The organism is Nocardia nova NBRC 15556 (genome assembly GCF_001613005.1).
Taxonomy (GTDB): domain Bacteria; phylum Actinomycetota; class Actinomycetes; order Mycobacteriales; family Mycobacteriaceae; genus Nocardia; species Nocardia nova.
In genome coordinates this window covers 16079-42368 of the sequence record NZ_BDBN01000040.1, presented here as the reverse complement: position 1 = coordinate 42368, position 26290 = coordinate 16079, and the positions used below count along the sequence as shown (strand labels likewise).

Here is a 26290-nt window from a genome sequence, read left to right as displayed (position 1 = left end):
CACGCAGGCGTCGTTCATGGCAGGCTGGGAGCGTGCGGAGTGTGCTGGAACCGTCGCGCCGGTCACGGATTTCCGGTGCTCGTCAGCTCGCGGATCGCGATCTGGCGCAGGTGCTGGAAGTGCTGGACACCGATCCGGTGGCCGGGTGCATGGTTGCCGCGCGTCTGCAGGAATACGGCCTGGACAACCGCGGCGGCGGGGAATTGTGGACGCGGCGTACCCCGGCGGATTCGCTGTGTTTCTCCGGCGCCAATCTGGTGCCGTTGCGCGGAACGACCGACGATATGCGGGCCTTCGCCGATCGCGCGGCCCGGTGGCCGCGGGTGTGCTCCTCGGTGGTGGGCCGCCAGGAATTGGCGCTGCCGCTGTGGGAGACGCTGGAACAGCGGTGGGGTCCGCCGCGTGAGATCCGCGCCGATCAGCCGCTGCTGGCCCTCGACGGCCGCGCCCGCGCCATCCCCGATCCGAAGGTGCGTCGCGTGCGCAGCGACGAGCTGGAACGGTATCTGGTCGCCGCGGTCGCGATGTTCACCGAGGAGATCGGCGTCGATCCGCGGGCCGGCGACGGCGGTCGCGGATACCGGCGCCGGGTGGCGAGCCTCATCGAGGCGGGCCGCGCGTGGGCGCGCTTCGAGGACGGCCAGGTCGTCTACAAGGCCGAGGTCGGGGCGATGTCGCGGCGGACCGGTCAGATCCAGGGCGTGTGGGTCCATCCGCAGTGGCGGGGTCGCGGTCTCGGCACCGCCGGGACGGCCGCGGTCGCCGACGCGGTGGTCGCGGCCGGGCGCACCGCGAGCCTGTACGTGAACTCCTACAACGAGGTCGCCCGCCGCGCGTACGCCAAGGTCGGCTTCCATCAGGTGGCGACATTCGCGACGATCCTCGTGGACTGAGCGCGCGGGTTTCCCCGCTTACTGTGCAAAACCAGTGTGTCGCAACGTTTACCAGCGACCGGCTGGCTACCATCGGTGGCAATGTGGAAGTCGAGATGTGCGCCGCGCGCACTGGTGCTGGGTGCGGCCGCCGCCGTCGTGGTGACGGCGAGCGCGTGTTCGTCCGGACCGCAGGGTCCGGTCGCCGCCGCCGACTCCTTCCTGTCCGCCTTCGCCCGGCAGGACGCGGCGCACGCCGCCGATCTGACCACGCAGCCCGAGAAGGCCTCGGCGGCATTGGCTTCGGCGTGGCAGAACCTGCAGGCGCAGCACCTGGCCGCGCACACCGGTTCCGCGCGCGTCACCGGCGACACCGCTACCGTCGACTACACCTACGAGTGGACACTGCCGAAGGACCGCGCCTGGAGCTACTCCGGCCAGTTGCAGATGGGCCGCAGCGACGGGCAGTGGAAGGTGCGCTGGAGCGCCTCGGACATCCATCCGAAACTGGGTGACACCCAAAGCCTGCACCTGCGCACCACTGCGGCTCCGCGGGCCCGGGTCAACGAACGATCCGGCAGCGACGTCCTGGTTCCGGGGGTCGTGCACCGGATTTCGTTCGCGGTGTCCGACGCCCCGGATCCGGGCTATGTGGCCGGAGCGCTGTCGGCCGCGCTCAAACAGTTCGACGACACCCTGACCACCGACGCGATCCTGGCCGCCGCCCGGAAACAACACGGTCCCACTCTCGTCCTGGGCCTCAGCGATTGGGAATTCGACCAGGTCAGCGGACAGTTGCTGGGCCTGCCCGGAGTGACCACCGACCGGCAGTGGGATCTGCTTCCCACCGACCGGCATTTCGCGCCCGATCTGATGACGCAGATCCGCAAGACCGTCATCGACGAGGTCGACGGCAAGGCGGGCTGGAGTGTGGTCACCGTCAATGCCGACGGCGTCGATACCGATGTGCTGAAAGAGGTTGCGCCGCAACCGGCCCCGTCGTTCTCGCTGAGTATCGACCGCACCGTGCAGAACGCCGCGCAGCGGGCCGTCGACCCGCGCCGCGAGCAGACCATGATGGTGGTGATCCAGCCCTCCACCGGAGCGATCCTCGCGGTGGCGCAGAACGAGGCCGCCGACACCGACGGGCCGGTCGCGACGACCGGACTGTATCCGCCCGGCTCCACCTTCAAGACCGTCACCGCCGCCGCCGCGATGACCGCGGACATCGCGAATCCGGATACCGTCGTGCCGTGTCCGAGCCGAATCGTGGTGGGGGAGCGGACAATTCCCAACTACGACCTGTTCTCCCTCGGCGATGTGCCGATGTCGACGGCGTACGAGCGGTCCTGCAATACGGCCTTCGCGAAATTGGCCAGCGAACTGCCCGGTGCGGCCCTGACCGACGCGGCGGCGCGGATGGGGGTGGGCCCGGACTACACCGTGGCCGGGTTGCCGACCGTGTCGGGTTCGGTGCCGCGCGCCGACGACGAGGTGGTTCGCACCGAGGACGGGATCGGCCAGGGCAGGGTGGTGGTCAGCCCGTTCGGCATGGCGCTGGTGGCGGCGACGGTCGCGCACGGGTCGGCGCCGACGCCGTATCTGATCTCCGGGCACGAGACGGCCGTCCACGGCGACCGGCCGAGCCTGTCGCCGCAGGTGGTGGAGGGCCTGCAGGCGATGATGCGCAAGGTGGTCACCGGCGGTACCGCCGAGCGGATCGCCGACCAGGGCGAGGTGTTCGGCAAGACCGGTGAGGCGGAGGTCGACGGCGGATCGCATTCGTGGTTCATCGGCTATCGCGGCGATCTCGCGTGGGCGACGCTGCTGGTCCGCGGCGGGAGTTCGGACAATGCGGTCGCGGTGACCAGGGATATGCTGGCGGCTCTGCCACCGGGGAGTGCCTGAGCCGGGGCGTGTGCGCGCCGTGCGGACGAAGATTTTCGGGAGCCCCCTGAATACGCGTGACCGGACGCTCGGTGGCGTCCGGTCACGGGGGTGAAAGCGGTGACGTTCGTGAGCCGTTTATTGTCCCTGCACCTCCGTTCCACCGACGGTGGCCGAGGTCGCGTGCTCGGTCGGGGGTGACGCCCCGGCCGAACCGTCTCCCAGAATCTCCACGGCCCCGGTCCCGGCGAGGATCATCCCCGCGGTGATCAGCGTGAGCGTCGAACGCTTCATGGTCTTCTCCCTTATCGGTGAGTGAGAGCCACTGGCATCGAACCATCGGTTCGCCGACTATTAGCCGACCCGGAAAACCGTAAACCGGCGAACCGCGCGCCGACAACCCCCTGCGCCGGAACGTGCAGCGGAAGAGACCACGAAAAGCCTGGTTATACCGTCAATTCTTAATTCTGTTCAGCTCGGCGCAAGCTGGCCGACAAATGATGTTGCGTCGGTTGCCCGACGGCCGCCATTCGCAGCTTGTAGTCGATCGTGTCCCCGGACAGATGAATCGAGCGGCCCAGCGCGGTGACCGATTTCGCGGTACTCGAGGTGCCGATATGAGTGGAATCGAGCTCGAGCCGCAGTCCGTCCTCGACGACCGCGATGCGCCCCTCGCAGATCTCGGTGATGCCGGTGGGGTGCGCGAGGATCAGCTCCACCCGGTCCGCGCCGGTCGAGCGCAGGTAGCCGGTTTCGGCGTGCAGCGAGCGGCCGTCGCCGGCGTGGCGGGTGCGCTGCCGATAGGTGAGGAATGGCCGGCCGACGTGGCCGAATCGGATCTCCTCGTGATAGTCGAACGGCTCGATGGTCGGATACTCCCCGTGGCCGGAGCCCCGCCAGGTACCCAGCAGCGGAGCCAGATGGGCGATATCCGGATGGGGCGCGACGGCGGGTTGGGGTTCGAGCACGGCGCACAGCATAGTTCCCCGCGGCGCCGAGGGTGGGACGACCACGCGGCAGAGTCCGGTTCGTCCGGGACGAGACGGGGTAAGCCGCGACATACACCGCGAATCGGGCCCCGCTCGCGCCGAGATCGCGCGGCGGCGGCCCGGTGTCTGGTGTGATGGACGGATGCCGACCGCGTGCGAACGGAGCAGGCAATGACAGTGCGAATCCAGCCGGTGCCGCGGCGGGGCACGCATGCCGTGCTGCGCGGCTGGTGGCTGCCGTGCTGGGTGCTGACCCGCCGCCAGATCCGGCCCTCGCTGCGCAACGGCGAGGTGCTCACCGCGGTGCTGGCGCCGACGGTGTTCACCCTCGGCTTCTACGTACCGCTGAATCGGGTGATGAGCTTCGCCGGGCACGGCGCGAGCAGCTACGCCCAGTTCCTGATGCCGATGATCGTCATGCAGGCGGTGTCGTTCTGCGCGACCGCGGCCGCGCTGCGCGCGGCGGTCGACGCCCGCGGCGGTCTCGACGCCCGGCTGGCGACCATGCCGATTCCGCCGATCGCCCCGCTGGTCGCCCGCACCGCCGCTACCGGATACCGCATTACGATCGCCTTGGTGGCGGCGCTGCTGGCCGCGCACGTGATCGGCTTCCGGTTCGGCGGAAGCTTCTGGGAAACAGTCGGCTTCGTCCTGTTCGCGGTGTCGGTCGGGCTGATGCTGGGACTGTTCGGCGATCTGCTGGGGGCATTGTCGAAATCGCCGGAGGCCACCACCCAGGTGCTGATGCTGCCGCAGTTGATCCTCGGCATGGTGTCCACCGGGTTCGCGCCGGCCTCCCAATTCCCGCCGTGGATCCAGGGTTTCGCGCGGAATCAGCCGGTGTCGCAATTCGTCGACGCGATGCGGGCGCTCGCGGGTGACCAGCCGGGTTTCGCGACAGCGGTGGACCGGTCGACGGTCGGACCGGGTGTGGTGTGGACGGCCGCCGGGCTGCTGGTCTTCGGCGGCGGTTCGGTGGTGCTGGCCGTGCGGCGGCAGCGATGACGCGGGCGGACACCGCGGTGCGCGAACTGGCGACCGTGCAGGTGGATACCGAGCGCTGGCGATATCTGCTGCCGCAGACCCTGGTGCAGACCGGCCGGCTGTTGCGGCGCTGGCGCCGCGATCCGCTCACGACGGCACAGATCCTGGTCTTCCCGGCGCTGCTGCTGGTGATGCTGAATACGGTGCTCGGTCGGCAGATCTCCTCGTTCTCCGGCGTCGACGCGCTCTACGGTTCTGTTCCGATGGTGACCGTGGTGTCGGTGATGTCGGGATCGCTGGCCGGGGCGGTGACGCTCGGCCGCGAACGGGATGCGGGTCTGCTGGGCCGCTTCTGGGCGCTGCCGGTCCATCGCGCCTCGGGACTGCTGTCGCGGCTGCTCGCCGAGGTCGCCCGGATCGTGCTGTGCACGGTGGTGCTGTTCGCGGTGGGTATGGCGCTCGGTTTCCGGTTCCATCGTCCGGCCGCCGCGCTCGCGGTGCTCGGCGTGCCGCTGCTCTACGGACTGGGATTCGCGACGATGGTGACGGCGGTCGCGGTGTATTCGGCGAAGACGTTCGTGGTGGAGGCCATTTCGCTCGGCTCCTCGCTGCTGATGTTCTTCAGCACCGGATTCGTTCCACTGGAGGCCTATCCCGGCTGGGCACAGCCGATCGTGGAACACCAGCCGATGTCCACGGCGATCGACTCGATGCGCGCGCTGGCGCTCGGCGAGCCGGCGCGCGGGCCGCTGTGGGCGACGGTGGGATGGTCGGTCGGTGCGATGGTCGTCTTCGCCGTGCCGGCGGCGGTCGGATTCCGGCGCGCCAGCCGGCAGTGACCGGCGCCGCGCCGGCATCGATCAGCGCAGGCCCTCGGCGATCTCGTTGATCATCTCCGCGGAGTCGCGCGGACTCAGGGCCATCGCGCGCAGCTGGTCGAACATCACGCCGAAGCGACGAATCTCGTTGTGGCCCTCCACGATATCGTCGCCGGCGATCCCCTCGACGTAGACCAGTTCGGGGTCGGCCGGATCGGGGAAGTCGAGGACGACGAAGGAGCCGACCATCGCCGGGTGCGCACCCGCGCCGAACGGGAGCACTTGCAGGATGACATTGCGCTTGTCGGTGTCCTCGGTGAGCCGCAGCAACTGTTCGCGCATCACCTCGGGCCCGCCGACCACCCGCCGGATCGCGGCCTCGTCGAGGACCACCCACAACTCCAGGGGATTACCGTCGCGGGTCAGCACCTTTCCACGCTCCACCCGGGCCCGCAGGCGCTGTTCGATCACCGACGTCTCGACCTTGGGCATCGCGGTATCCAGGACCGCCCACGCGTAGCGCTCGGTCTGCAACAGGCCGGGGATGAACGACGTCTGGAACAGTCGCGCCGACAGCGCCTCGGTTTCGAAATTGATGTAGGCGGCGTAGACCTCCGAGACGGCCGCCTCGAACGGACGCGACATGCCCGGTTTCTGCGCTTCCATGAGCAACTGCACCGCGTCGGAGCGCTGCGGTTCGCCGATGCCGTACAGGTCGAGCATCGCGGTGAGGGTGCGCCGCTGCGGGCGCGCCTGCGCGGTTTCGATCCGGTAGAGCGTGGTGACGTTGATGCCGGTGCGGGCGCTGACCACCTCCTTGCTGATCCCCGCCTGCTCACGCATCTCCGACAGCAGTGCGGCCAACCGCCGCAACTGAACCGTCAGCACTGTGCGTTTACCTGCCATCGCGCGCGTACTCCTCGTGAGATTCGGGACGCTCGAGCACGTTCCACGGATTCGGGAACGGTCGGGCGAGCATACCGCCCGTCCCGCGGGTTCCGGCGCGGTCGTTCCCACCCGGGAATATCCACGATTGCCCGGGGATTGCAGCAGGAGAACACGGGTGGAACGGAGGTCGATCGCCATGGCGCCGACAGCAGCGGAGGCGGTGCGGATCGTACGATCCGGCCAGCGATACGGCTGGCGGAACGAATGGCTCGATTCCCGGCAGTCGTTTCCCGCGACCGGGAATTTCGATCTCGCCGCCCATGCTCACGGAATGTTGCTGGTGCACAACGAGGATGTCGTCGAGGCCGGTGCCGGTTTCGACACCCATCAGCATCTGAATACCGAGATCGTGACCTGGGTGCTGGAAGGCACTGTGGTGCACCAGGATTCGGAGGGGCACACGGGCCTGATCCGGCCGGGCCTGGCCCAGCGCATGAGCGCGGGAACCGGAATCCTGCATTCCGAACGCAACGGTGCGGGGTACGGCGAGCGGGCGAACCTGCACGTGGTGCAGATGTGGATACCGCCGGACGAGGCCGGCCGCGCGCCGGGTTATCAGGAATCCGACGTCGAGGCCGACCTGTCACGCAACGAGCTGGTCACCGTCGCATCCGGAATACCTCGCCATCGCGCCGAGACGGCGATCACCCTCGGCAACCGCTACGCGGCCTTCCACGTCGCACGGCTGGACCCGTGCCGTTCGGTGCTGGTGCCGGAGGCGCCGTTCGGTCATGTCTTCGTGGCCCGCGGAACAGTCGCCTTCGAGGGCCCGGACGAGCGGACCACCCTGTCCGCCGGTGACGCGGTGCGCACCACGGGCACCGGCGGGCAGCGCATCACGGCCGTGGCGCCGAGTGAGGTGCTGATCTGGGAGATGCACGCGAGTACGAGCTGATCCGGCCGGACCGGTTCAGCCGCCTGCGGTGATCGAATGCTCCTCGGCGAAGGCCTTCCGGCAGCCCGGCGCGCAGAAGGCGTAGTCGACACCGTCGTGCGTCAGGGTGAAGCGCGCGGTCGCCCACTCCACGGTCATACCGCACACCGGATCGATTACATGGCCGTCGGGCACGTCCCGGTGATCCTCGGCCGGGTGGTAGTCCTGGGTGATCAGCCGGGTGATCTCGGTTCCGGAGGTCGCATGTCCCAGCGTGCCGACATTGCCCTCGCGCAGGCCGATGATCTGCACCAGGCAATGCGGGTCCCGGGACAGCCGGTCCGGATCCGGTTCGGTCGCGGCGACGGCCTCGGTGATCGCCGCGATCAGGTGCGCGCCGAATCCTTCCGTGTTGCTCCAGGACCCGGGCACCGTCACGCGGGCCAGATAACGCGGTGCGGTCGAGGGATCGGGACCGCCGGTCGCCCACACCTCCGGCGTGTGGATCAGCACGTGGGTCAACTCCCGGGCGCGAGCGAGGACCTGCTCGGGTGCGGATTCGCCGGTGGTCAGGGCGTGCAGGATGCGTTCGGCCAGGGCGGCGCGGCGCTCGCGCGTCGGTGTGGACCCGGAGACGAACAGTTCGATGGTCATCATGAGCGGAATTCCTTTGCGTAGGAGAGCAATTCGTCGACCGACCACTGGTCGTCGGCGTGTGAGCCGTAATGGGCGGCGGCGATGGAGCCGTCGGAGGCGATGAGGAAGTCGGCGGGCAGGCCGAGGCGACCGCCCTGCGGCGTGCCGCGGGGCGTGGGTTGTTCGCCGCGTGCCATCGGGCCGACGGCGCCCCCGACCGCCAGTGCGATACCCGGCCACGCCCGCGGATGCAGCAGTGCGCGAGGTGCGGATTCCACACCGAATTCGCGATACAGCGCCTTGTCCGGATCGGCGATCAGCTCCAGCGGGATATCGGCGGCGTAGTCGGTCAATTCGTCCGCCGGGGAATGGAATACGGCGACCTCGCGGATGCCGGCGGCGGCGATCTCGGTGTGTCGGGTGACGAAGCTGCGCAGATGCCGGTGACAGATGGGACATCCGGCGAACCGGCGGAATTGCAGGTGGATCAGGCGGTCGGGATCCGGGACGGGAATCTCGGTGCCGGTGACCGCGGTCAGGGTCCGGCTCGCGACGGTGGTGGGTGGCGACATGAATGCTCCTCGCTACGTAGGTGTACCTCGTACGCCTACGACCCAGTATGCGCGTATCTTGTACGCTGTCAATCCGTGCCCCGTCCTCGCTCGCTGACCACCGCGGACCTGTCGGCGGCAGCCCTGGCGGTCATCGACCGCGCGGGTCTGCCCGGGCTGACGATGCGTGCGGTGGCCGCCGAATTGGGCATGGCCACCATGGCGCTGTACCGCTACGTCGCCGACCGTGAGGCCCTCGAAGTGCTGATCGTCGATCGGGTGCTCGGTGAGGTCGACGTGTCCACCCCCGGCGACGCGCCGTGGCGGGCGCAACTGGCGTTACTGCTCGAGCGGATGCGGGCGGCGGTCGCGGCGCACCCGGCGACGGCTCCGCTGGTGCCGCGGCATCGGCACGCGAGTCCGGCCGCACTGCGCTGGATGGACGCCACCCTCGCCGCCCTCACCGCCGGCGGCTTCACGGGGCGGGAGCGAGTGATAGCTCAGCGGACGCTGGTGGCCTTCCTGCTCGGCTGTCTGGAGAACGAACACTATGCGGCGATCGGCGGGGCCGGTACCGCGGCGATCGCGTCGCTGCCCTCGGCCGACTATCCCTACCTCATCGAAACCGCCACGCAGGCCCGAGAAATCTCGGCCGAGGAGGAATTTCGAGAAGGTATGGAGATCGTTTTGCGTGGTTTAGCGCCGCACTGAGCGGGCCGCGGGAGCTCGCCGACGCGCCGTCGCGGGTTCCGGCCACTCACGGCAGTCCCGTGAAATGATTGCCGGCACAGTCGTTCTCGAGACATCACCGCACGTCGCAGGCGTATCCTTGTTCGGGAAGACTATGACCACACCGTGATTCCGGCAATGCAGACGCAATCTTGCGTTCTTGCATATGCAAGAGCAGAATCCGATCTACCCTTAGATTCGCCACATTCGATCCGAACTACGGACGAGCGAAATCCGGAGATCAGTGATGACGGTGCGACGATGACGACTTCGATTGCCAGTGCGTTACCAGCAGCCCCGCAATTGTTGTGCGCCTTCCAAGGTCGGCGATTCCAGGACCGCGAACTGTTGCGATCCGCCCGGGCGCTGGCCGAGCTGCACACCCGGCGCGCGCAGATCGCCGACCCGATTCTCATCGCGGAAATCGACTGCCGCCGCGGTGAACTCATCGACGACATCAACGAATGGGTCGAACGCGAACTGCCGGGGTATCGCACCGGCGTCGCGCTGCGCACCGATGTCCTCGGGCCGATGGTCGATCGCATGGCCGGCAGCTGGGTCGCCGCCAACCGCGCCATCGACCGTGACGGTGCCCGCAGCGACACCACCCATAAGCACTGGTACCACCTCGCCGAACTGGTCGACGGCTACACCGACCTCGTCAGCGGCGTCGCCACGCCGCCCGCCCGGTAACCGCAGCGCACAGCGGGCGTCGCCGCCGTGGGCGCCTCCGGGGGCGGATAGTCTGAATGCATGTCTGTGCGCACCCGCAAGCCGCTCGTCCCCGGAACGCTCTCGCCCGTCCGCGAGGTGCCGCGCTCGATCGAGCGGCCGGAGTACGCCTGGAAGAAGACCGTCAACGAGGGTCGCGAGCCGTGGGTGCAGACGCCGGAGACCATCGAGAAGATGCGGCTGGCGAGCAAACTGGCCGCCCAGGCGCTGCAGGAGGCCGGTAAAGCCGTCGCCCCGGGCGTCACCACCGATCACCTCGACGCGGTCGTGCACGAATATCTCTGCGACCACGGCGCCTACCCGTCGACGCTAGGTTACAAGGGCTTCCCCAAATCCTGCTGCACCTCGCTGAACGAGGTGATCTGCCACGGCATTCCGGACTCCACCGTCATCGAGGACGGCGACATCGTCAATATCGACGTCACGGCCTACATCAACGGTGTGCACGGCGATACCAACGCCACCTTTCTCGCCGGTGACGTCGACGAGGAGGCCCGGCTGCTGGTGGAGCGCACCCACGAGGCCACCATGCGGGCCATCAAGGCGGTGCGACCGGGGCGGGCGCTGAACGTGATCGGGCGCGTCATCGAGTCGTATGCGAACCGTTTCGGCTACGGCGTGGTCCGCGACTTCACCGGCCACGGCGTGGGCCCCACCTTCCACAGCGGCCTGGTGATCCTGCACTACGACCAGCCCGCCATCGAGTCGGTCATCGAGCCGGGCATGACCTTCACCATCGAGCCGATGATCAACCTCGGCGGTATCGATTACGAGATCTGGGACGACGGCTGGACCGTGGTCACCAAGGACCGCAAGTGGACCGCGCAATTCGAGCACACGCTGGTCGTGACCGAGGAAGGCGCCGAAATCCTCACGCTCCCATGAGATGCGCGGGTGTGGCCGTCGCGGTGATGCGGTGAACGGCGCGCTGTTGGTCGCCGGCACCACCTCCGATGCCGGCAAAAGCGTGGTGGTGGCCGGGATCTGCCGCATGCTGGCGCGGCGCGGCGTGCGGGTGGCGCCGTTCAAGGCGCAGAACATGTCCAACAATTCGGTCGTCACCCTGGACGGGGGCGAGATCGGCCGGGCGCAGGCATTGCAGGCGCGCGCCTGCGGACTCGAACCCAGCGTGCGGTTCAATCCGGTCCTGCTCAAACCCGGCAGCGATCGCCGCTCGCAACTGGTGGTGCGGGGCATCGCCGTCGACACCGTGGGAGCCCGCGACTATTTCCGGCACCGGCGTCGGTTGCGCGAGGTCGTCGCCGGGGAACTGGCCGCCCTGCGCGCCGACTTCGATGTCGTGATCTGCGAGGGCGCCGGCTCGCCCGCCGAGATCAATTTGCGCGCAACGGATCTGGCGAATATGGGTCTCGCGCGCGCGGCGGAGCTGCCGGTGCTGCTGGTGGGCGATATCGACCGCGGCGGGGTGCTGGCACATCTGTTCGGCACCGTGGCGATCCTCGACCCCGAGGATCAGCAGCTGATCTCGGGCTACATCGTCAACAAGTTCCGCGGCGACGTGGAGTTGCTGCGCCCGGGCCTGGAGCAGCTGACCGCGCTCACCGGCCGTCCGACGCTCGGTGTCCTGCCCTTCAGCGACGAGCTGTGGATCGACGCGGAGGACTCTCTGGGCACCGTCGCCGACGCCCCGGTCGGCCGGCCTCGCCCGCCGGTGGGCACCGAATGGCTGACCGTCGGCGCCATTCGACTGCCGCGCATCTCCAATTCCACCGATATCGAGGCGCTGGCGTGCGAGCCGGGGGTTTCGGTGCGCTGGGTGAGCGATCCGTCGCGCTTGGCCGGAATCGACGTCGTCGTCGTGCCCGGCAGCAAATCCACGGTCTCGGACCTGAACTGGTTGCGCCGCACCGGAATCGCCGATGCAGTGCGCGCGCACGCCGCGGCGGGCAAGCCGGTCCTCGGGATCTGCGGCGGATATCAGATGCTGGGTCGCCGCATCGACGACGAGGTCGAGTCCTCGGCCGGGCAGGTCGCGGGCCTCGGGATGCTGGACCTCGATATCGAGTTCGCCGAACCCAAGGTCCTGCGCCGCAGCGCCGGCCGGGGCGCGACCACCGGCGGCGCGGTGGCCGGAATATCCTTGTCGGGCTACGAGATTCACCACGGCCGCGTCCGGCGCAGCGGCGATCCGGCCTGGGTCGAGGTAGCCGGAGCCGCCTCGGACGACGACCGCGGCGGCGTCGCCGAAGGCAGTGTGCGCGGTGCCGTACGGGGCACTCACCTGCACGGACTGCTCGAATCCGACGAGTTCCGCCGCGCCTGGCTGCGCGAGGCCGCCGAGCAGGCCGGGCGCACCGGATTCGCCGTCGCGCCGGACACGAGTGTGGAGGCGGTGCGGACCGCGCAATTGGACCTGCTCGCCGACCTCATCGAGAAACACCTCGACGTCGCGGCTCTCGAGCGGCTGATCAGCGGCGGGGCGCCGGCGGGTCTGCCCTCGGTGACCCTGGGCCGCTGAGCACGGCCGCCGGGTGTGCCCGCGGGCCGAATCCAGACTCGCGCCACCCACCTCACAGCGCTGCGATCCGAGTCATCACCGGCCGGGAACGTGGCCGAGGACATGGCGTGCGCCCGCCCGCTCCCGTGTAGCGTGGATCGGCATGGAGACCCGGCAAATCGCGGTCGGTGACCGCGCCTGGACCGTACGAGTCGGCGGGCCGGAGTCCAGGCATACGGTGCTGCTGCTACCCGACGCCGGAGCTCCGGCCGACGTCTACGACCAGGTGTGCGAGCGACTGCACAATTCCGATCTGCGCACCATCACGGTGGAGTCGATCGACGGCCTGGACAAGGCCGCGGTGTATGCGATCCTCGACGATCTCGGCGTGGCCTGGGCCAACCTGGCCGGGTACGGCGCGGGCGCGGAACTGGCCTGGCAGCTGGGCGCGCGCGGCTTCGGCCGCTTCGTCGGACTGGTGGTGGCCGGGCGGCCGCATCCGGCCGTCGCCGTGGACGGGACCGCCGCCGATGCCACCTGCCCCGCCGTGGAACTGCCCACCACCGTCATCGCCACCGAGGACCTGCCGCGCGCGGTCGCCGATTCCTGCGGTCGCCACGTCTTCGGCGAATTCCGCGTCACCCAGGTCGACACCGCCGATGTGCCGATCAAGGCCGATCACGAATTCGCCACCGAGATCGTGCTGCGCTCCGGTCTGTGGTGAGCGCCGGCTCGCGATAGCACCCGTCAAAGGTGCCGCCGACGCCGCCGGTACGGCACGCATCGGCGAACACCCCGCGCGGCAACGTGATTCAGTGTGCGCCGCGGAAATCCCGCAACCAGCCCAGCCAGGCGTCCAGTTCGGTGAACGCGTGTGCGCGCACCTCCGGCGCCGACAGGAACACGTCGTGGCGGGCGCCCTCGATCGGCACGATGTTCGTGCGGCCGCCGAGACATCCCGACCAGCGCTGAATCTGGCGAACGTCGAGCACCACATCCGACACATCGGCGGCGGGGCCGTACTCGCGCATGAACTTCGTCACCTTCGACCGCAGGATCAGCGCCGGAACGCCGACGTCGAGTCCGTGATGCAGTTCCGCGTGACCCCTGCGGATGGCGCGCAACCAGCCCAGATGGACCGGGAACCCGCTCAGCGGCTTCCAATCCAGGTTGTAGTCCCATTCGCCGGAGACGCTGGTGTGCAGGCTGTCGCCGTAGGTGCTCAGCTCACCGCCGGGCAGGCGTGTCATCGCGCGCAACCGGCCGACACCGCCGATCACGGCGGTGCCGATGTGGCGGTAGTAAGCCGGGCCCTGCAGATCGAACCACGGGCTGTTGAGCACCAGGCCGGTGATGTCCTGGGCGGCGGCGTCGCGGCGGTTCAGCCACAGCGGCAGCACCAGACCGCCGGTGGAGTGAGCCATCAGCAGCACCGGCAACCCGGTCTCCTCGCGCACGATCTCGACCGCGCGGTCCAGTTCCGCGTCGTAGAGCCGCAGGTCGCTGACGTAGTGCGCGGTCTGCCCGGGGCGTCGGGAGCGCCCGCACTTGCGCAGGTCGAGGGCGTAGAAGCGGTAGCCGCGCGCACTCATGTGCTCGGCGAGGTGCTTCTGGAAGAAGTAGTCGGTGAAACCGTGCACGTACAGCACGGCGCCGGCGGCCGGCTCGGCGATGTCGGGCTCGTGGCGGACCAGGGTGGCCTCGACGACCCCCTCACCGTCGGGATCGGGGCCGAGTGGGATGGTCAGCTGCCGATATCCCTCGCCCAGGACATCGGGCTGCCAGGCGTGGGTGGTCGACGGGGCCAGCGGCGTCTCGTTCGTCACAGCTTCACGATATTCGACCCGCTCAGGGGCCTGCACGGCGAGCCGTGCCGAAGGTGCATGTGTGAGGGTTTCGGAAACGGGCATGGTGAGGGGCAGAATCAAGTTGAAGTGAACGGCGGGTAACCTCATTACCCGCCCACCAAGTGCCCGCGCTGGACAAGGAAGTCGATCACCCCGTGCCGAACGCTGCGATGACTGAAAAGACCGATGTAGTCCTCATCGGTGCCGGCATCATGAGTGCCACCCTGGGTGCACTGCTTCGCCAGTTGCAGCCCGACTGGTCGATCACCATGTTCGAGCGGCTGGACGCGGCCGCGCCCGAGAGCAGCGACCCGTGGAACAACGCGGGCACCGGCCACTCGGCGCTGTGCGAGCTGAACTACACGCCGCAGGCCGCCGACGGTTCGGTCGACATCACCAAGGCGATCGATATCAACGAGCGCTTCCAGGTGTCGCGCCAGTTCTGGGCCTACGGCGCCGAGAACGGCGTGCTCGCCGACCCCTCCGGCTTCATCAATCCCATTCCGCACGTGAGCTTCTGCCACGGCGCCGACGGCGTGGAGTATCTGCGCAAGCGCCACGCGGCGCTGGCCCGGCACCCGCTGTTCGAGGGCATGGAATTCATCGACAGCCCGGACGAGTTCACCCGGCGCCTGCCGCTGATGGCCCGGGGTCGCGACTTCTCCGAGCCGGTCGCGCTGAACTGGACCCAGACCGGTACCGATATCGACTTCGGATCGCTGACCAAGCAGCTGCTGGCCTACCTCGGTTCCTCGGGCGTGGAGATCGCGTTCGGCAACGAGGTGCGCAACCTGTCCAAGCAGTCCGACGGCAGCTGGACGGTCAAGGTCCGCAACACCCGCACCCGCACCTCGCGCACGATCAACGCCAAATTCGTCTTCGTCGGCGCGGGCGGGTATGCGCTGCCGCTGCTGCAGAAGGCCGGCATCAAGGAGATCCAGGGCTTCGCCGGATTCCCGGTCAGCGGCCAGTTCCTGCGCTGCACCAACCCCGAGCTCATCGCCCAGCACGACGCCAAGGTCTACGGCAAGGCCGCCGTCGGCGCGCCGCCGATGTCGGTGCCGCACTTGGACACTCGGGTCATCAACGGCAAGCCGGGCCTGCTGTTCGGCCCCTATGCCGGCTGGACCCCGAAGTTCCTCAAGGACGGCAAGTTCAGCGACCTGCTCAAGTCGGTGCGGGCCGGCAACGTCACCCCGATGCTGGGTGTCGGCGTCACCGAACTCGGCCTGGTCAAGTACCTGGTCAGCGAACTGCTGAAGTCGCCGTCGGGCAAGGTGAACACCATGGAGGAGTTCATCCCGCGCGCCGACGGCCACGACTGGGAGCTGATCACCGCCGGTCAGCGCGTGCAGATCATCCGGCGCAAGGGCGTCGGCGGCGTGCTGGAGCTCGGCACCGCGGTGATCACCGCCGGTGACGGCTCCATCGCCGGACTGCTCGGCGCCTCGCCCGGCGCCTCCACCTGTGTCAGCGCGATGATCGACGTGTTGCAGCGCTGCTTCCCGAGCGAATACGCCGACTGGACACCGAAACTCAAGGAAATGGTGCCGTCGCTGGGTGTGAAGCTGTCGGAGAACCAAGCGCTGTTCCACGAGGTGTGGGACTGGTCCACCAAGGCACTTCATCTCAACGGCAGCGGCCGGGTCGACAACACGCCGATCGCCGTAGGGGTCGCGCACAGCTGAATCATGTGATAGCAAGACGCGATGATGTCAACGGTTGCGCTCAAACGGTCGTGGGCCGCGGATCTCGATACCGCGACGCTGTACAAGCTGTTGAAACTGCGCGTCGAAGTGTTCGTCGTGGAGCAGAAATGCGCTTATCCGGAACTGGACGGGCTCGATCTGCTCCCCGAGACACGCCACTTCTGGCTCGACGACGAGGGTGAGATCATCTGCACCCTGCGGCTGCTGGAGGAGCACAACAACGGCGTGAAGTCGTTCCGCATCGGCCGGTTGTGCACCACTCCCGAGGCGCGCGGTCACGGCTACACCACCCGGGTCCTGCAGGCCGCCATCGCCGAAGCCGGTTCGGCGACAGTGCGTTTGAACGCCCAGACCTATCTGGTCGACCTCTACACCAAGCACGGGTTCAAGCCCGACGGCGAGGAGTACGAGGAGGACGGGATCGCGCACATCCCCATGCGCCGGGGCTGAGTGGCGAATCCACCACGGAGATTTCGGCCCCGTACCCCTTTGTCGGGTGCGGGGCCCTCTCGTGTCGCGGGAAAGTCAGTCGCGCAACGGATTCGGCGCCGGATCGCTGTCCGCACCGCACAATTCGCGGGCGAGCATCGTGGCGCCGGCGACCGCGCCCGGCATGAGGACGACGGCCACGAACGGCACGAGGTATGCGGCCGCCAGCGGAATGCCGAAGCCCCACACGAGCATTCGATGTGACCGCAGCATCGTGAGATGTTCGCGCAGCTCGATTCCGCGGCGCAGCATCGCGACCGCGGTCAGTTCCTGGGCCAGGAAGAACCCGGCCACGCAGACTCCGAGTACCGGGATCACCGTCTGCCCCACGACCGGCAGGAATCCGGCGCAGAACAGCACCACGCCCCACACCGCCGCCCGGATCAGAATGCGCACCCCGTCGCGGACCCCGATCCACACCTCGCGCCACGGCGGCAGTCCCGATTCCGGCGCCAGGCCGTCGGCCGACAGCGACCGATCCACCCGTTCCGACAGGGCCTCGTAGAACGGCTGGCCGATCACCAGCGTCACCGCGGTGAACGTGATCACCGCCAGGAACATCCCGAGCAGCACCAGCAGCACGGCGAGGCCGCCGCGCAGCAGTCCGGGCCACGGCGACGTCCAGTGCGCCGCGAACGGCGTCGCCCACGCCACCAGATCCCCCGCGAACCACACCAGCGCCACCAGCAATCCCAGATACAGCGCCATCGAGATCACCCCCGGCAGCAACCCCAGCCCCAGCTCCCGCCGATGCGCCGCGGCCCACCGCTGCCCCCGCACCAGATATCCGAAGCCCCGCACCACATCCCGCACCCGCCCAGCGTATTCGGCGGGTGGTCAGTTCGCCGAAACCCCTCGTGCGGCTGTGGGAAACTGCGAGGTGTGCGCAATCTTCGAGTCGGCGTGCTCGTCTCACACAACGGCTCGAATCTGCGCGCCCTCCACCGGTCCTCCCTCGAGCCCGGCGCGCGCTTCGAGATCGCGGTCGTCATCGGCAACAACAGCGGAGCAGCGGGTCTGGCCTACGCCCGCGCGAATCGCATTCCGACCCGGCATCTCTCGGGCGCGACCCATCCCGACCCCGACGCATTGGACGATGCCATCCGTGCCGCTCTGGTGGCGCACGCGACCGAGTGGGTGGTGACCGCGGGTTATATGAAGAAGCTCGGCCCGCGCACGCGCCGGCAATTCGATTCCCGCATCCTCAACATCCACCCGGCGCCCTTACCGCGATTCGGTGGCATCGGCATGTTCGGCCTGCGCGTGCACGAAGCGGTGCTGGCGTCGGACGTCGCGGTCACCGGGCCGACGGTGCATCTGGTCGACGGCGACTACGACACCGGGCGGGTGATCGCGCATCTGGAGGTTCCGGTATTAGCGGACGACACAGCCGAGACCTTGGCCGCGCGGGTGCTCGAGGCCGAGCATGTGGTGTTGCCACTGGTGGTGCGGCAGATCGCGGCGGGGCGGCGGCTGTAGCGCGACAGGGCAGCCCGGTGCGGGGGCGGAATGGGGCGCGCATACAGTGGGGGCGTGTCCGATTTCCGAGGTGAATCCGCATCGGCCGTGTCCGCGCATCGTGACGGTGAAGCGGGGTTTCCGTTCTCGGCGGTGGTGGGGCAGGAGCAGCTGCAGCTGGCGCTGATTCTGTGCGCCGTGCATCCGGGGATCGGCGGGGTGCTGGTGCGCGGAGAGAAGGGGACCGCGAAATCGACCGTGGTGCGGGCGCTGGCGCAGTTGTTGCCGCCGGTGACCGACGAGGGTGGGCCGCGGCCGGCCCGCCTGGTGGAGTTGCCGGTGGGTGCGACCGAGGACCGTGTCGTGGGATCGCTGGATCTGGAGCGAGTGCTGCGCGACGGGGAGCAGGCATTCCGGCCGGGACTGCTGGCGGCGGCCCATCACGGTGTGTTGTACGTCGACGAAGTGAATCTCCTGCACGACCATCTGGTCGACGTCCTGCTCGACGCGGCGGCGATGGGACGGGTGCATATCGAACGTGACGGCGTGTCGCATTCGCATCCGGCCCGGTTCGTCCTGGTCGGCACCATGAATCCGGAGGAGGGCGAACTCCGCCCTCAGCTGCTGGACCGGTTCGGCCTCACCGTCGACGTCGCGGCTTCGCGCGATGTGGACGTGCGGATGGCGGTGGTGCGCCGCCGGCTCGACTACGAGGCCGATCCCGACGGCTTCGCCGCCGCCTACGCCGCGGCCGATCGCGATGTCGCCGAGCGCATTCTCGCCGCCCGCGAACGCCTCGCCGAGGTGGCGCTCGACGATATCGAACTGCGCCGGATCGCCGCACTGTGCGCCTCCTTCGACGTCGACGGCATGCGCGCGGATCTGGTGGTGGCGCGGACCGCGACGGCCCACGCCGCCTGGCGCGGAAGTGACTGCGTGACAGCCGAAGACGTGCGGATCGCCGCGGAACTGGCGCTGCCGCATCGCCGCCGGCGCGATCCGTTCGACGAACCGGGCATCACCGACGAACAACTCGACGACGCCATGCGGGAAGCCGAACAGGAGGCCGAGCGGGCCCGCTCCGAGCACAGCCGTGCGGAGAACGAATCTGCGAGCGGCGCAGCCGATTCGGACAGCGACCTCGAGCGTGAGTTCGAGGGCGATACGGACACCGACGCAGGCCCCGAGAACAACGGTTCCGACGGCGGCCCCGACGACCGGGGACCCGACGACGACGGCCCCGACTCACCGGGCGGCGGCCCGCGCGGTGGCGCCCGCGAGGGCAGTGCGGGGGCGCCGGCGAAATCCGCTGCCCGCCCGCCGCACTGGGAGATTCCGGGAGTCGGGGAGGGTGCTCCCGGGCGCCGATCACGCGCCCACACCCGGCACGGCCGGGTGGTGCGATCGGTCACCGACACCTCCGCGGGCCTGCATCTGCTGGGCACGCTGTTCGCCGCCGCGCCGCATCAGCATGCCCGCGGCCGCGTCGAGGGCCCGCTGACACTCGAGGCGACCGATCTGCGTGGCGCGTATCGCGAAGGGCGCGAAGGCAATCTGGTGGTGTTCGTCGTCGACGCCTCCGGATCGATGGCCGCCCGCGACCGCCTCTCGGCCGTCACCGGAGCGGTGGTCGCTCTGCTGCGCGACGCCTATCAGCGCCGCGACAAGGTCGCCGTGATCACCGTGCGCGGCAGCGAGGCCGAGCTGGTGCTGCCGCCGACCTCCTCGGTGGATATCGCGGTGCGCCGCCTCGCCGGCCTGCGCACCGGTGGCAAAACCCCACTGGCACAAGGATTGCTGAAGGCGCGCGAGGTGGTGGCCCGCGAACACGTCCGCGATCCGCAGCGCCGCGCGATGGTCGTGCTGCTCACCGACGGCCGCGCCACCGGCGGTGCCGACCCGATCCCGCGGGCCCGTGCGGCCGCCCGCCTGCTGGCCCGCGACGGCGTGGCCGGCGTGGTCGTGGACTGTGAAGGCGGCATGGTCCGGCTGGGTCTGGCCGCCGAGTTCGCCAGGGAGTTGCGCGCCACCTACCTGCGCCTCGGCGAGCTCACCGGCGATTCGGTCGCCGCCGCGGTGAAGTCCGGATTGCCGCATCACCTGGCGGCGTGAATGCTCGTGCCACCATCGGCGACCGTTCCGATCGTGGCACGGCCGGACCCGCGCGGCCGGGCGGGTGCGCGGATGTGGGAATGTGATGCGTAGGTGCTCGACCAGGAGGATGCAGCGATGCCGAAGGGCGTTCCGGAGACGATTCCCGACGACGGGCTGACCACTCGCCAGCGGCGTAATCAGCCGGTGCTCGCCGTGCACACCGGGCCCGGCAAGGGAAAGTCGACCGCGGCGTTCGGGATGGCGCTGCGGGCCTGGAACCAGGGTTTCGATATCGCGGTCTTCCAGTTCGTGAAGAGCGCGAAGTGGAAGGTCGGCGAGGAGGCCGCCTTCCGCACCCTGGGCCGGCTGCACGAGGAGACCGGCACCGGTGGTCCGGTGGAATGGCACAAGATGGGCGAGGGCTGGTCGTGGACCCGCAAACAGGGCAGCGAGGACGACCATGCCGCGGCGGCCCTGGCCGGCTGGCGGGAGATCGCGCGCCGGCTGGCCGCCGAACAGCACCGCTTCTACGTGCTCGACGAGTTCACCTATCCGCTGAAATGGGGGTGGGTGGACGTCGACGAGGTGGTCGAGACGCTGCGGAACCGGCCCGGCAATCAGCACGTGGTGATCACCGGCCGCGAGGCACCGCAGGCGCTGGTCGACGCGGCGGATCTGGTCACGGAGATGAGCAAGGTGAAACATCCGATGGACGCCGGGCGCAAGGGCCAGCGAGGTATCGAGTGGTGACGGCGGCCGGCCGATGACCACTCCGGCCGTGGTGATCGCCGCGCCCGCCTCGGGCAGCGGAAAGACCACGCTGGCAACCGGTTTGATCGGAGCGCTGCGCCGCGCCGGACATCGCGTCGCGCCGTTCAAGGTGGGGCCCGACTACATCGATCCGGGCTATCACGGCCTGGCGGCCGGGCGGCCGGGACGCAACCTGGATCCGGTGCTCGTCGGTGCCGAGCGGGTGGTGCCGCTGTACCGGCACGGCAGCGCGGGCTGCGACGTGGCCGTGGTCGAGGGCGTGATGGGCCTGTTCGACGGCCGGATCGACGCCGAGAACCCCGCCCCCATCGCCGAGGGCTCGACCGCGCAGGTCGCCGCGCTGCTCGGCGCGCCGGTGCTGCTGGTCGTCGACGCGCGCGGCCACAGTCAGAGCCTGGCCGCCCTGCTGCACGGTTTCGCGACCTACGACAGCGGTATCCGGCTCGGCGGCGTGATCCTCAACCGTGTCGGCAGTCCGCGCCACGAACAGGTGCTGCGCGGCGCCTGCGCCCGGGTCGGCCTTCCGGTGCTGGGCGCACTGCCGCGAATGGACGAATTATCGGTTCCCGCACGGCATCTCGGGCTCGTCCCGGCGGTCGAGCACGGCTCCGCGGCGCATGCGGCGGTCGAGGCCATGACCGAACTGGTCGGCGCGCACATCGATGTGGGCGCGGTCGCGCGACTGGCCGCGGCCGACGTGGACGGGCCCGCGTGGGATCCGATCGGCGAAGTCGCGGCGGCGGCCCCACACCTACAGTGGCGGGGTCCGGGCGTGAGCCGGACCGCCCTCGACGGCCCGGAGCCGGGCGAGGACACCGGCCGCGCCGGATCAACGCTGCCCCTTGATAGCACGGCGCGTACCGTCGGCAGGTCTGACAGCTCGGCGCCTGCGATCGGCACGTCGCGGATCTCGGCGGAGACGGCGGGGCAACAACAGTCCGGCGAGCCGGAGACGCCGATACCGATGTCCGCCTCGGGCGGCGGAGTGCGAGAGCCCGCGCCGATCATCGCGATGGCGGGCGGCCCGGCGTTCACCTTCGGCTACGCCGAACATCGGGAACTGCTGGCAGCGGCCGGAGCGCGGGTCGCGGTCTTCGATCCGTTGCACGAGCAATTGCCCCCGGGGACGGGCGGTTTGGTCCTGCCCGGTGGCTTCCCCGAGGAGCATGCCGCCGATCTGGCCGCGAATACGCCACTGCTGACCGCGGTCGCCGAGGCCGCCGCCCGAGGCATGCCGATTCATGCCGAATGCGCGGGCCTGCTCTATCTGACCCGCTCGCTGGACGGCCACCGCATGGCCGGAGTCCTCGATGCCACCGCCGAATTCGGACCGCGCCTGACCCTCGGCTACCGGGATGCGGTGGCATTGGCCGATTCGGTGTTGTGGCGCACGGGAGAACGCGTGCGCGGCCACGAATTCCACCGCACCCGCTTGGTCGGCACGGGATCGCACCTACCCGCCTGGGGATGGCGCACCGACGACGCCGCGGTCCGGGAAGGTGCGGTGGCCCACCAGGTGCATGCGTCCTATCTGCACACTCATCCCGCCGGGAACCCCACGGCCACAGTTCGTTTCGTCGCGATGTGCGAACAGTTCGACGCGGCGCACGCCGGCGTGTGACGGCGATGGGCGAGTTCCCGGCCGAACGAGCCGCCGGCGGACCGCTGTATCCGGCGTCGCGGCGTGCCGGGCGGGCCGACGATCATTGCGGCGGCCGGGCGAGGAGGCCCCGATGAGCGAGGCGGTGGTCGTGGGTTTGGGGGCGCGGCCGGATCCCACAGCGGAAGCCATTGTGGCGGCCGTGCGGAAAGTTCTGGGGAACAGCACGATTCGATGCCTGGCGACGATCGATCGGCGGGCGGAGGAGCCGGGAACCGTCGCGGCCGCCGCCGCATTCGGGGTGCCGGTGATCGGATTCGGTGCGGACGAACTGGCCCGGGTCGACGTCCCCCATCCGGGTCACCGCGCGGCGGTCGCGATCGGCACGCCCAGTGTCGCCGAAGCGGCCGCGCTTCTCGCGTGGCGCCGCTGGGGAGGGCGCGGGCGGCTGATCGTGCCCAAGACGGTCGTCGGCACGATCACGGTCGCTGTGGCCGAGCAAGTGTGAACACGGGCTCGGCCGTTGCGGCCCCGCGAGCAGGCTCCGACGACGCTCGGCCGAATCCCAAAAGGTGCGGATTCGGCCGAGTGGTCGCGAAAGCTGTTGTCCGGAAGTGCGTTACACGCAGGCACCGCCGAGGGCCGCCGTCGTGACGATGGTGTATCCGGCGACCGGTGACAGTTCCGGCAGGCCGTCGTAGTACACCGCGCTGACGACGTGCTCGCCCGGCCGGTCGGGCACCCAGCCGATGCTGGCGACCCCGTTGACCACCGGCGCGGTGCCGACGATATTGCCGCTGATCCCGGAAAGGTGACTGAAGAAGTCGACGTTGCCGTGGGTGACGGGGCTGCCGTCGGGGTTGCGTACCGTCGCCACCGCGTTCTGGGCGCAGCCCACCAGCGCGCCGCTGACCGGGCTCAGCGCCGACCCGGACATCGATACCGAGATCGTGGGCGCCACCGTCGCACCGGCCGGGGCCGCTCCCACGACCGGAAGCAGCGCGCCCATCAGCGCACCGGCGGCCAGGACCAACCCGGCACGCGTACGTGCGCGCCACGCCCGCCCGGAAGACAGCGCCGGGCCCGGGAAAACCTGGGAGGAACCACGCGAAACACGGAATCCGCTCATCGTGCCTGCCTCTCGCTGTGCCGTCCCGGGCCGACGGCCCGGCGTCGATCCGTCGGAGGGTACCTGAGATCCAGCTCACATCGGATACGCCACGCGGAGCTGCCCCGACATTGCGGTACGCGGAGCGGACGCGAGTTACGGCGCGACCGAGGTCCAATCGGCGAAGCCGGTGGGGTCGTGACGGCCGAGGCTGCCGTGTTCGAACAGTCCCCAGCCCTCGGCGTCGCCGCACCGTGCCTGTCCGACGTGGTCGATCACACCCCACGGAATGCGCCCGGCCACCGCCGGATCCGTCAGGTCGTAGCTGCTGCTCGACGACCAGTCGCGGCCCTTCCACTGGCCGTGCAGCCAATCCGGATCGCCGCCGTAGCCACAGCCGATATGCAGCGGAATGCAGGTGTGGGCGCGGACCTCCACGGTGAGCGGCGAGCCGTCGCCGGCGGTCATATCGAGCCGCGCGGACACCGGAATGCGTGTGCCGGAACGGTATTCGATGTGCACGCGGGGCCAGCCGAGCTGTTCGACCCGCCCGTCCGGCCACACCCGCACGGCGTCGTTGAGGGTGCGGAAGCCGTCCGGATTCTCCTGCACGATCACCACAATCGCGAAGTCGTCGAAGCGCAGCGGAACATACAGCCACCAGAATCCGGCCGCCGGTTCGCTCGCATCGCGCCCGGGTGGTTCGGTCTCACCGACCGGCCGGATACCCCAGGACCGGTCGCGGGTCCCCATCCAGACGTCGGGGTCCACGGCGATGTCGTCGCCGTCGACCTGCAAGGTCCCCGACCAGGAGCCGACCTGGGCGAACCGGGAGGCGTCGATGATCGGCCGGCTGCCGGTGTGGATGAGATGCGGCTGCTCCTGGACGGCGGGGAACGAACCGTCCCAGGTCAAGTCGAAGGACAGGTCCTCGTGCTCGCAGATCACCCGGACGCGCCGCAGCGGTTCGATCACCTCGATGCGATAGCCGCCGACGCTCATGTTCAGGTTCCGCGGCGGCAGCGCGTCCGAGAACCGGACCGTCCGCAGGACATCGCCACGGCGCACCGCGGCGTACGCGTCGATCACGCCGAGATTCGGATAGACGCCGAAGCCGGTAACCAGCATCGTGCCGCCGCTGCGGTCGTGAGCGTTGAAGTAGCTGCGGTCGTAGAAGTTACGGTCGGTGGTGGCCGCGCGCGCCAGCGACAGCGGTGTCTGGTGCACCGGATATTCGTCCAGCGGAACCGGCGCCTGCTGAGCCGGATGTCCGTCGATGCCTGTCATCGGTCTCCTCGATCCCACTGGTAGGTGCCGTCGAGCAGGGCCTCGAGGGCCGCTCGGTGCATCACGTAATCGTCCCGGTCGTCGGTGTCGGTGTCCTCGCCGAAGTGGATCATCCGCCGTTTGATGCGCGCCATCACGATGCCGTGCCGCAGCGCGGCGTAGACCAGGTACCACTCCAGATCCCGCAGACGGTGGCCGGTGAGCTCCTCGTAGCGCGCGACCACGTCGTCGCGGCGCAGATAGTCGGGCAGTCCGGGCTGGTCGAAGCGGGTGGCGATGTCCTGGAAGAAGCGATGGATGAAGATCAGCCACGCCACGTCGAGTTCCCGCGGGCCGAGCGTGGCCATCTCCCAGTCCAGGACCGCGACCGGGTCGAATTCGTCGAAGATGATGTTGCCCGGCCGGGCGTCGCCCCAGTTCAGTACGTCGGGCCCCGGATCGGCGGGCCAGTGCTGTTCGAGCCAGTCGAAACCGCGCTCCAGCAACGGGATTCGATAGCCGTCGTCGGCGAGCGCCCACCGGTACCAGTGGCGCTGGGCGTCGAAATGCCGGCGCAGCGACGAGCCCGCGCCGGCCAGGGCGGGGAATGTCGCGGCCGGGTCGGCGATGGCGTGGACCCTCGCGATGATGTCGACCGTGGCGTGGGTGATCCGCATCCGCTGCTGTGGCGTGGCGTCGAAGACCCAGCCGACGAACACGTACGGCGGATTGTCCTCCGGAATCCGCCCGTTGATCCGCTCCATCACGAAAAACGGTGTGCCGAGCACGGATTCGTCCGGCTCGAACCAGCACAGTCGCGGCACCGGCACATCGCTGTGCGCGCCGACGCCGGCCATCACCGCGTACTGGGTGTCGAGGTCGTAGGTCTCGAAGACCGGGAACGAGCCCTCCTCGGGTGGCATCCGTGCGACGTAGGAGCCGGTCTCCGTGCGGCCGTCGCGCTCCCAGCTAGCCTCGAACATGACCGAGGAGCTGGACATGCCGCCCGCCTGCGGCCGCGACAGCCCCGTGACCACCGGCGCGGTGGTGCCGGTGAGCTTGCCGGCCAGCCACCGGGTGAGTCGCTCGGCGAGGTCGTCGAGATCGCGAGCGCTGGTGGTCAGCTGCCGCCGCTGCCCGGGGTCGGTATCGGATTCGCCCGACATTGCGGACCTCCTGACGGGATGAAAATGTCTGTGCGCCAACTCTTTACGCACCGGCACGGCAATATCCGGCCCGGTGCGGGCGGCGTGTGGATGAAATGTAACGCGTTCTAATGCGCGGTGGCGCGAAATCGGCGGCGAATTTTTCGCCGTTCCGCTGACCGGGACCCGGTTTGCCCGCAGTGCGCGCGAACGGTGCGGGGACCACCAACCCTGACATTCGTGCTGCCACGTACGCCGCGCGGAGTACCGCCGAATCGGGGTCCGGCCCTGAGGACTTTCGCCGCAGGCCCTCGTAACGTCGGGC

General features: G+C 69.3%; 27 protein-coding genes. 17 read left to right on the top strand and 10 right to left on the bottom strand.

All coding sequences use genetic code 11. The features are described 5' to 3' along the window. The first annotated feature begins 32 nt into the window (after positions 1-32). Together NN2_RS17415 and NN2_RS17410 are read left to right on the top strand one after the other, a co-directional pair. Complete coding sequence (locus NN2_RS17415; protein ID WP_082857053.1) at positions 33-893, top strand: GNAT family N-acetyltransferase; 861 nt, start codon at positions 33-35, stop codon at positions 891-893. Positions 894-974: 81 nt separating this feature from the next. After that, a complete protein-coding gene (locus NN2_RS17410) occupies positions 975-2780 on the top strand; it encodes a penicillin-binding transpeptidase domain-containing protein (protein ID WP_063014931.1) in 1806 nt (601 codons plus the stop codon). A 117-nt stretch (positions 2781-2897) separates the two neighbouring features. Here the strand turns inward: NN2_RS17410 and NN2_RS37215 are convergent, their stop codons facing one another. Both NN2_RS37215 and NN2_RS17405 read right to left on the bottom strand, forming a co-directional pair. Continuing rightward, entirely contained in the window at positions 2898-3053 is a 156-nt protein-coding gene (locus NN2_RS37215; RefSeq protein WP_156055460.1) for a hypothetical protein, read from the bottom strand. 167 nt (positions 3054-3220) lie between these two features. Beyond that, on the bottom strand, positions 3221-3739 hold the full coding sequence (locus tag NN2_RS17405; RefSeq protein WP_063014929.1) for a peroxynitrite isomerase: 519 nt from the start codon (positions 3737-3739) through the stop codon (positions 3221-3223). A gap of 180 nt (positions 3740-3919) precedes the next feature. On the opposite strand from NN2_RS17405, the gene NN2_RS17400 reads away from it, so the two are divergent. Next, entirely contained in the window at positions 3920-4753 is an 834-nt protein-coding gene (locus tag NN2_RS17400) for an ABC transporter permease (RefSeq protein ID WP_082857052.1), read from the top strand. After that, on the top strand, positions 4750-5571 hold the full coding sequence (locus tag NN2_RS17395; RefSeq protein WP_082857051.1) for an ABC transporter permease: 822 nt from the start codon (positions 4750-4752) through the stop codon (positions 5569-5571). Before NN2_RS17400 ends, NN2_RS17395 begins: the two co-directional genes overlap by 4 nt. Positions 5572-5592: 21 nt before the next feature. Here NN2_RS17395 and NN2_RS17390 read toward each other — a convergent pair whose 3' ends face one another. Continuing rightward, a complete protein-coding gene (locus NN2_RS17390) occupies positions 5593-6456 on the bottom strand; it encodes a helix-turn-helix domain-containing protein (protein ID WP_063014927.1) in 864 nt (287 codons plus the stop codon). Between the two features lie 178 nt (positions 6457-6634). Between NN2_RS17390 and NN2_RS17385 the strand changes: the two genes are divergently transcribed. Next, entirely contained in the window at positions 6635-7393 is a 759-nt protein-coding gene (locus NN2_RS17385; RefSeq protein WP_063014925.1) for a pirin family protein, read from the top strand. A 15-nt stretch (positions 7394-7408) separates the two neighbouring features. Here the strand turns inward: NN2_RS17385 and NN2_RS17380 are convergent, their stop codons facing one another. Both NN2_RS17380 and NN2_RS17375 read right to left on the bottom strand, forming a co-directional pair. Then, a complete protein-coding gene (locus NN2_RS17380; RefSeq protein WP_063014923.1) occupies positions 7409-8029 on the bottom strand; it encodes a YHS domain-containing protein in 621 nt (206 codons plus the stop codon). Continuing rightward, positions 8026-8580: a peroxiredoxin-like family protein gene (locus NN2_RS17375; protein WP_063014921.1), complete on the bottom strand. Its 555-nt coding sequence runs from the start codon at positions 8578-8580 to the stop codon at positions 8026-8028. Before NN2_RS17375 ends, NN2_RS17380 begins: the two co-directional genes overlap by 4 nt. A gap of 75 nt (positions 8581-8655) precedes the next feature. Between NN2_RS17375 and NN2_RS17370 the strand changes: the two genes are divergently transcribed. From NN2_RS17370 to NN2_RS17350, 5 genes are all read left to right on the top strand, one after another. Continuing rightward, entirely contained in the window at positions 8656-9270 is a 615-nt protein-coding gene (locus NN2_RS17370) for a TetR/AcrR family transcriptional regulator (protein WP_063014919.1), read from the top strand. A gap of 279 nt (positions 9271-9549) precedes the next feature. Further along, positions 9550-9981, top strand: coding sequence for a hypothetical protein (locus tag NN2_RS17365; protein WP_030513131.1), 432 nt, complete (start codon positions 9550-9552; stop codon positions 9979-9981). A 60-nt stretch (positions 9982-10041) separates the two neighbouring features. Then, positions 10042-10905 carry a type I methionyl aminopeptidase gene (gene map / locus NN2_RS17360; RefSeq protein WP_062962466.1) on the top strand — a complete coding sequence of 288 codons (864 nt, stop codon included), beginning with the start codon at positions 10042-10044 and terminating at the stop codon, positions 10903-10905. A gap of 1 nt (position 10906) precedes the next feature. Beyond that, complete coding sequence (locus NN2_RS17355) at positions 10907-12499, top strand: cobyric acid synthase (protein ID WP_063014917.1); 1593 nt, start codon at positions 10907-10909, stop codon at positions 12497-12499. 142 nt (positions 12500-12641) lie between these two features. Next, the gene (locus tag NN2_RS17350; RefSeq protein ID WP_063014910.1) at positions 12642-13202 is read left to right on the top strand and encodes a hypothetical protein; all 561 of its coding nucleotides are present in this window, start codon (positions 12642-12644) and stop codon (positions 13200-13202) included. 88 nt (positions 13203-13290) lie between these two features. Here the strand turns inward: NN2_RS17350 and NN2_RS17345 are convergent, their stop codons facing one another. Then, on the bottom strand, positions 13291-14304 hold the full coding sequence (locus tag NN2_RS17345; protein ID WP_245658745.1) for an alpha/beta hydrolase: 1014 nt from the start codon (positions 14302-14304) through the stop codon (positions 13291-13293). Between the two features lie 191 nt (positions 14305-14495). Between NN2_RS17345 and mqo the strand changes: the two genes are divergently transcribed. Together mqo and NN2_RS17335 are read left to right on the top strand one after the other, a co-directional pair. Next, positions 14496-16013, top strand: a complete 1518-nt coding sequence (gene mqo, locus NN2_RS17340; RefSeq protein ID WP_063014983.1) for a malate dehydrogenase (quinone) — start codon at positions 14496-14498, stop codon at positions 16011-16013. Between the two features lie 21 nt (positions 16014-16034). Further along, positions 16035-16484 carry a GNAT family N-acetyltransferase gene (locus NN2_RS17335; protein WP_030513138.1) on the top strand — a complete coding sequence of 150 codons (450 nt, stop codon included), beginning with the start codon at positions 16035-16037 and terminating at the stop codon, positions 16482-16484. Positions 16485-16559: 75 nt separating this feature from the next. Here the strand turns inward: NN2_RS17335 and NN2_RS17330 are convergent, their stop codons facing one another. Further along, positions 16560-17336 carry an EI24 domain-containing protein gene (locus NN2_RS17330; protein ID WP_063014908.1) on the bottom strand — a complete coding sequence of 259 codons (777 nt, stop codon included), beginning with the start codon at positions 17334-17336 and terminating at the stop codon, positions 16560-16562. A gap of 69 nt (positions 17337-17405) precedes the next feature. On the opposite strand from NN2_RS17330, the gene purN reads away from it, so the two are divergent. The 5 genes from purN to NN2_RS17305 all read left to right on the top strand — a co-directional run bounded on the left by purN (position 17406) and on the right by NN2_RS17305 (position 22954). Next, positions 17406-18002, top strand: coding sequence for a phosphoribosylglycinamide formyltransferase (purN, locus tag NN2_RS17325; protein ID WP_063014902.1), 597 nt, complete (start codon positions 17406-17408; stop codon positions 18000-18002). Between the two features lie 54 nt (positions 18003-18056). After that, positions 18057-20093, top strand: a complete 2037-nt coding sequence (locus NN2_RS17320; RefSeq protein WP_227463059.1) for a magnesium chelatase subunit D family protein — start codon at positions 18057-18059, stop codon at positions 20091-20093. A 117-nt stretch (positions 20094-20210) separates the two neighbouring features. Continuing rightward, positions 20211-20825, top strand: coding sequence for a cob(I)yrinic acid a,c-diamide adenosyltransferase (gene cobO / locus NN2_RS17315; protein WP_063014897.1), 615 nt, complete (start codon positions 20211-20213; stop codon positions 20823-20825). A 13-nt stretch (positions 20826-20838) separates the two neighbouring features. Further along, on the top strand, positions 20839-22467 hold the full coding sequence (locus NN2_RS17310) for a cobyrinic acid a,c-diamide synthase CobB (protein ID WP_063014895.1): 1629 nt from the start codon (positions 20839-20841) through the stop codon (positions 22465-22467). Between the two features lie 112 nt (positions 22468-22579). After that, on the top strand, positions 22580-22954 hold the full coding sequence (locus NN2_RS17305; RefSeq protein ID WP_063910789.1) for a cobalamin biosynthesis protein: 375 nt from the start codon (positions 22580-22582) through the stop codon (positions 22952-22954). A gap of 111 nt (positions 22955-23065) precedes the next feature. Here NN2_RS17305 and NN2_RS17300 read toward each other — a convergent pair whose 3' ends face one another. The 3 genes from NN2_RS17300 to NN2_RS17290 form a co-directional block, all read right to left on the bottom strand. After that, positions 23066-23575 (bottom strand): hypothetical protein, encoded by a 510-nt coding sequence (locus tag NN2_RS17300; protein ID WP_146098616.1) that lies wholly within the window; start codon positions 23573-23575, stop codon positions 23066-23068. 135 nt (positions 23576-23710) lie between these two features. After that, complete coding sequence (locus NN2_RS17295) at positions 23711-24841, bottom strand: Rv3169 family protein (protein ID WP_063014891.1); 1131 nt, start codon at positions 24839-24841, stop codon at positions 23711-23713. After that, positions 24838-25986, bottom strand: a complete 1149-nt coding sequence (locus NN2_RS17290) for a phosphotransferase family protein (protein ID WP_063014889.1) — start codon at positions 25984-25986, stop codon at positions 24838-24840. The genes NN2_RS17295 and NN2_RS17290 overlap by 4 nt, the downstream gene beginning before the upstream one ends. Positions 25987-26290: the final 304 nt, after the last annotated feature.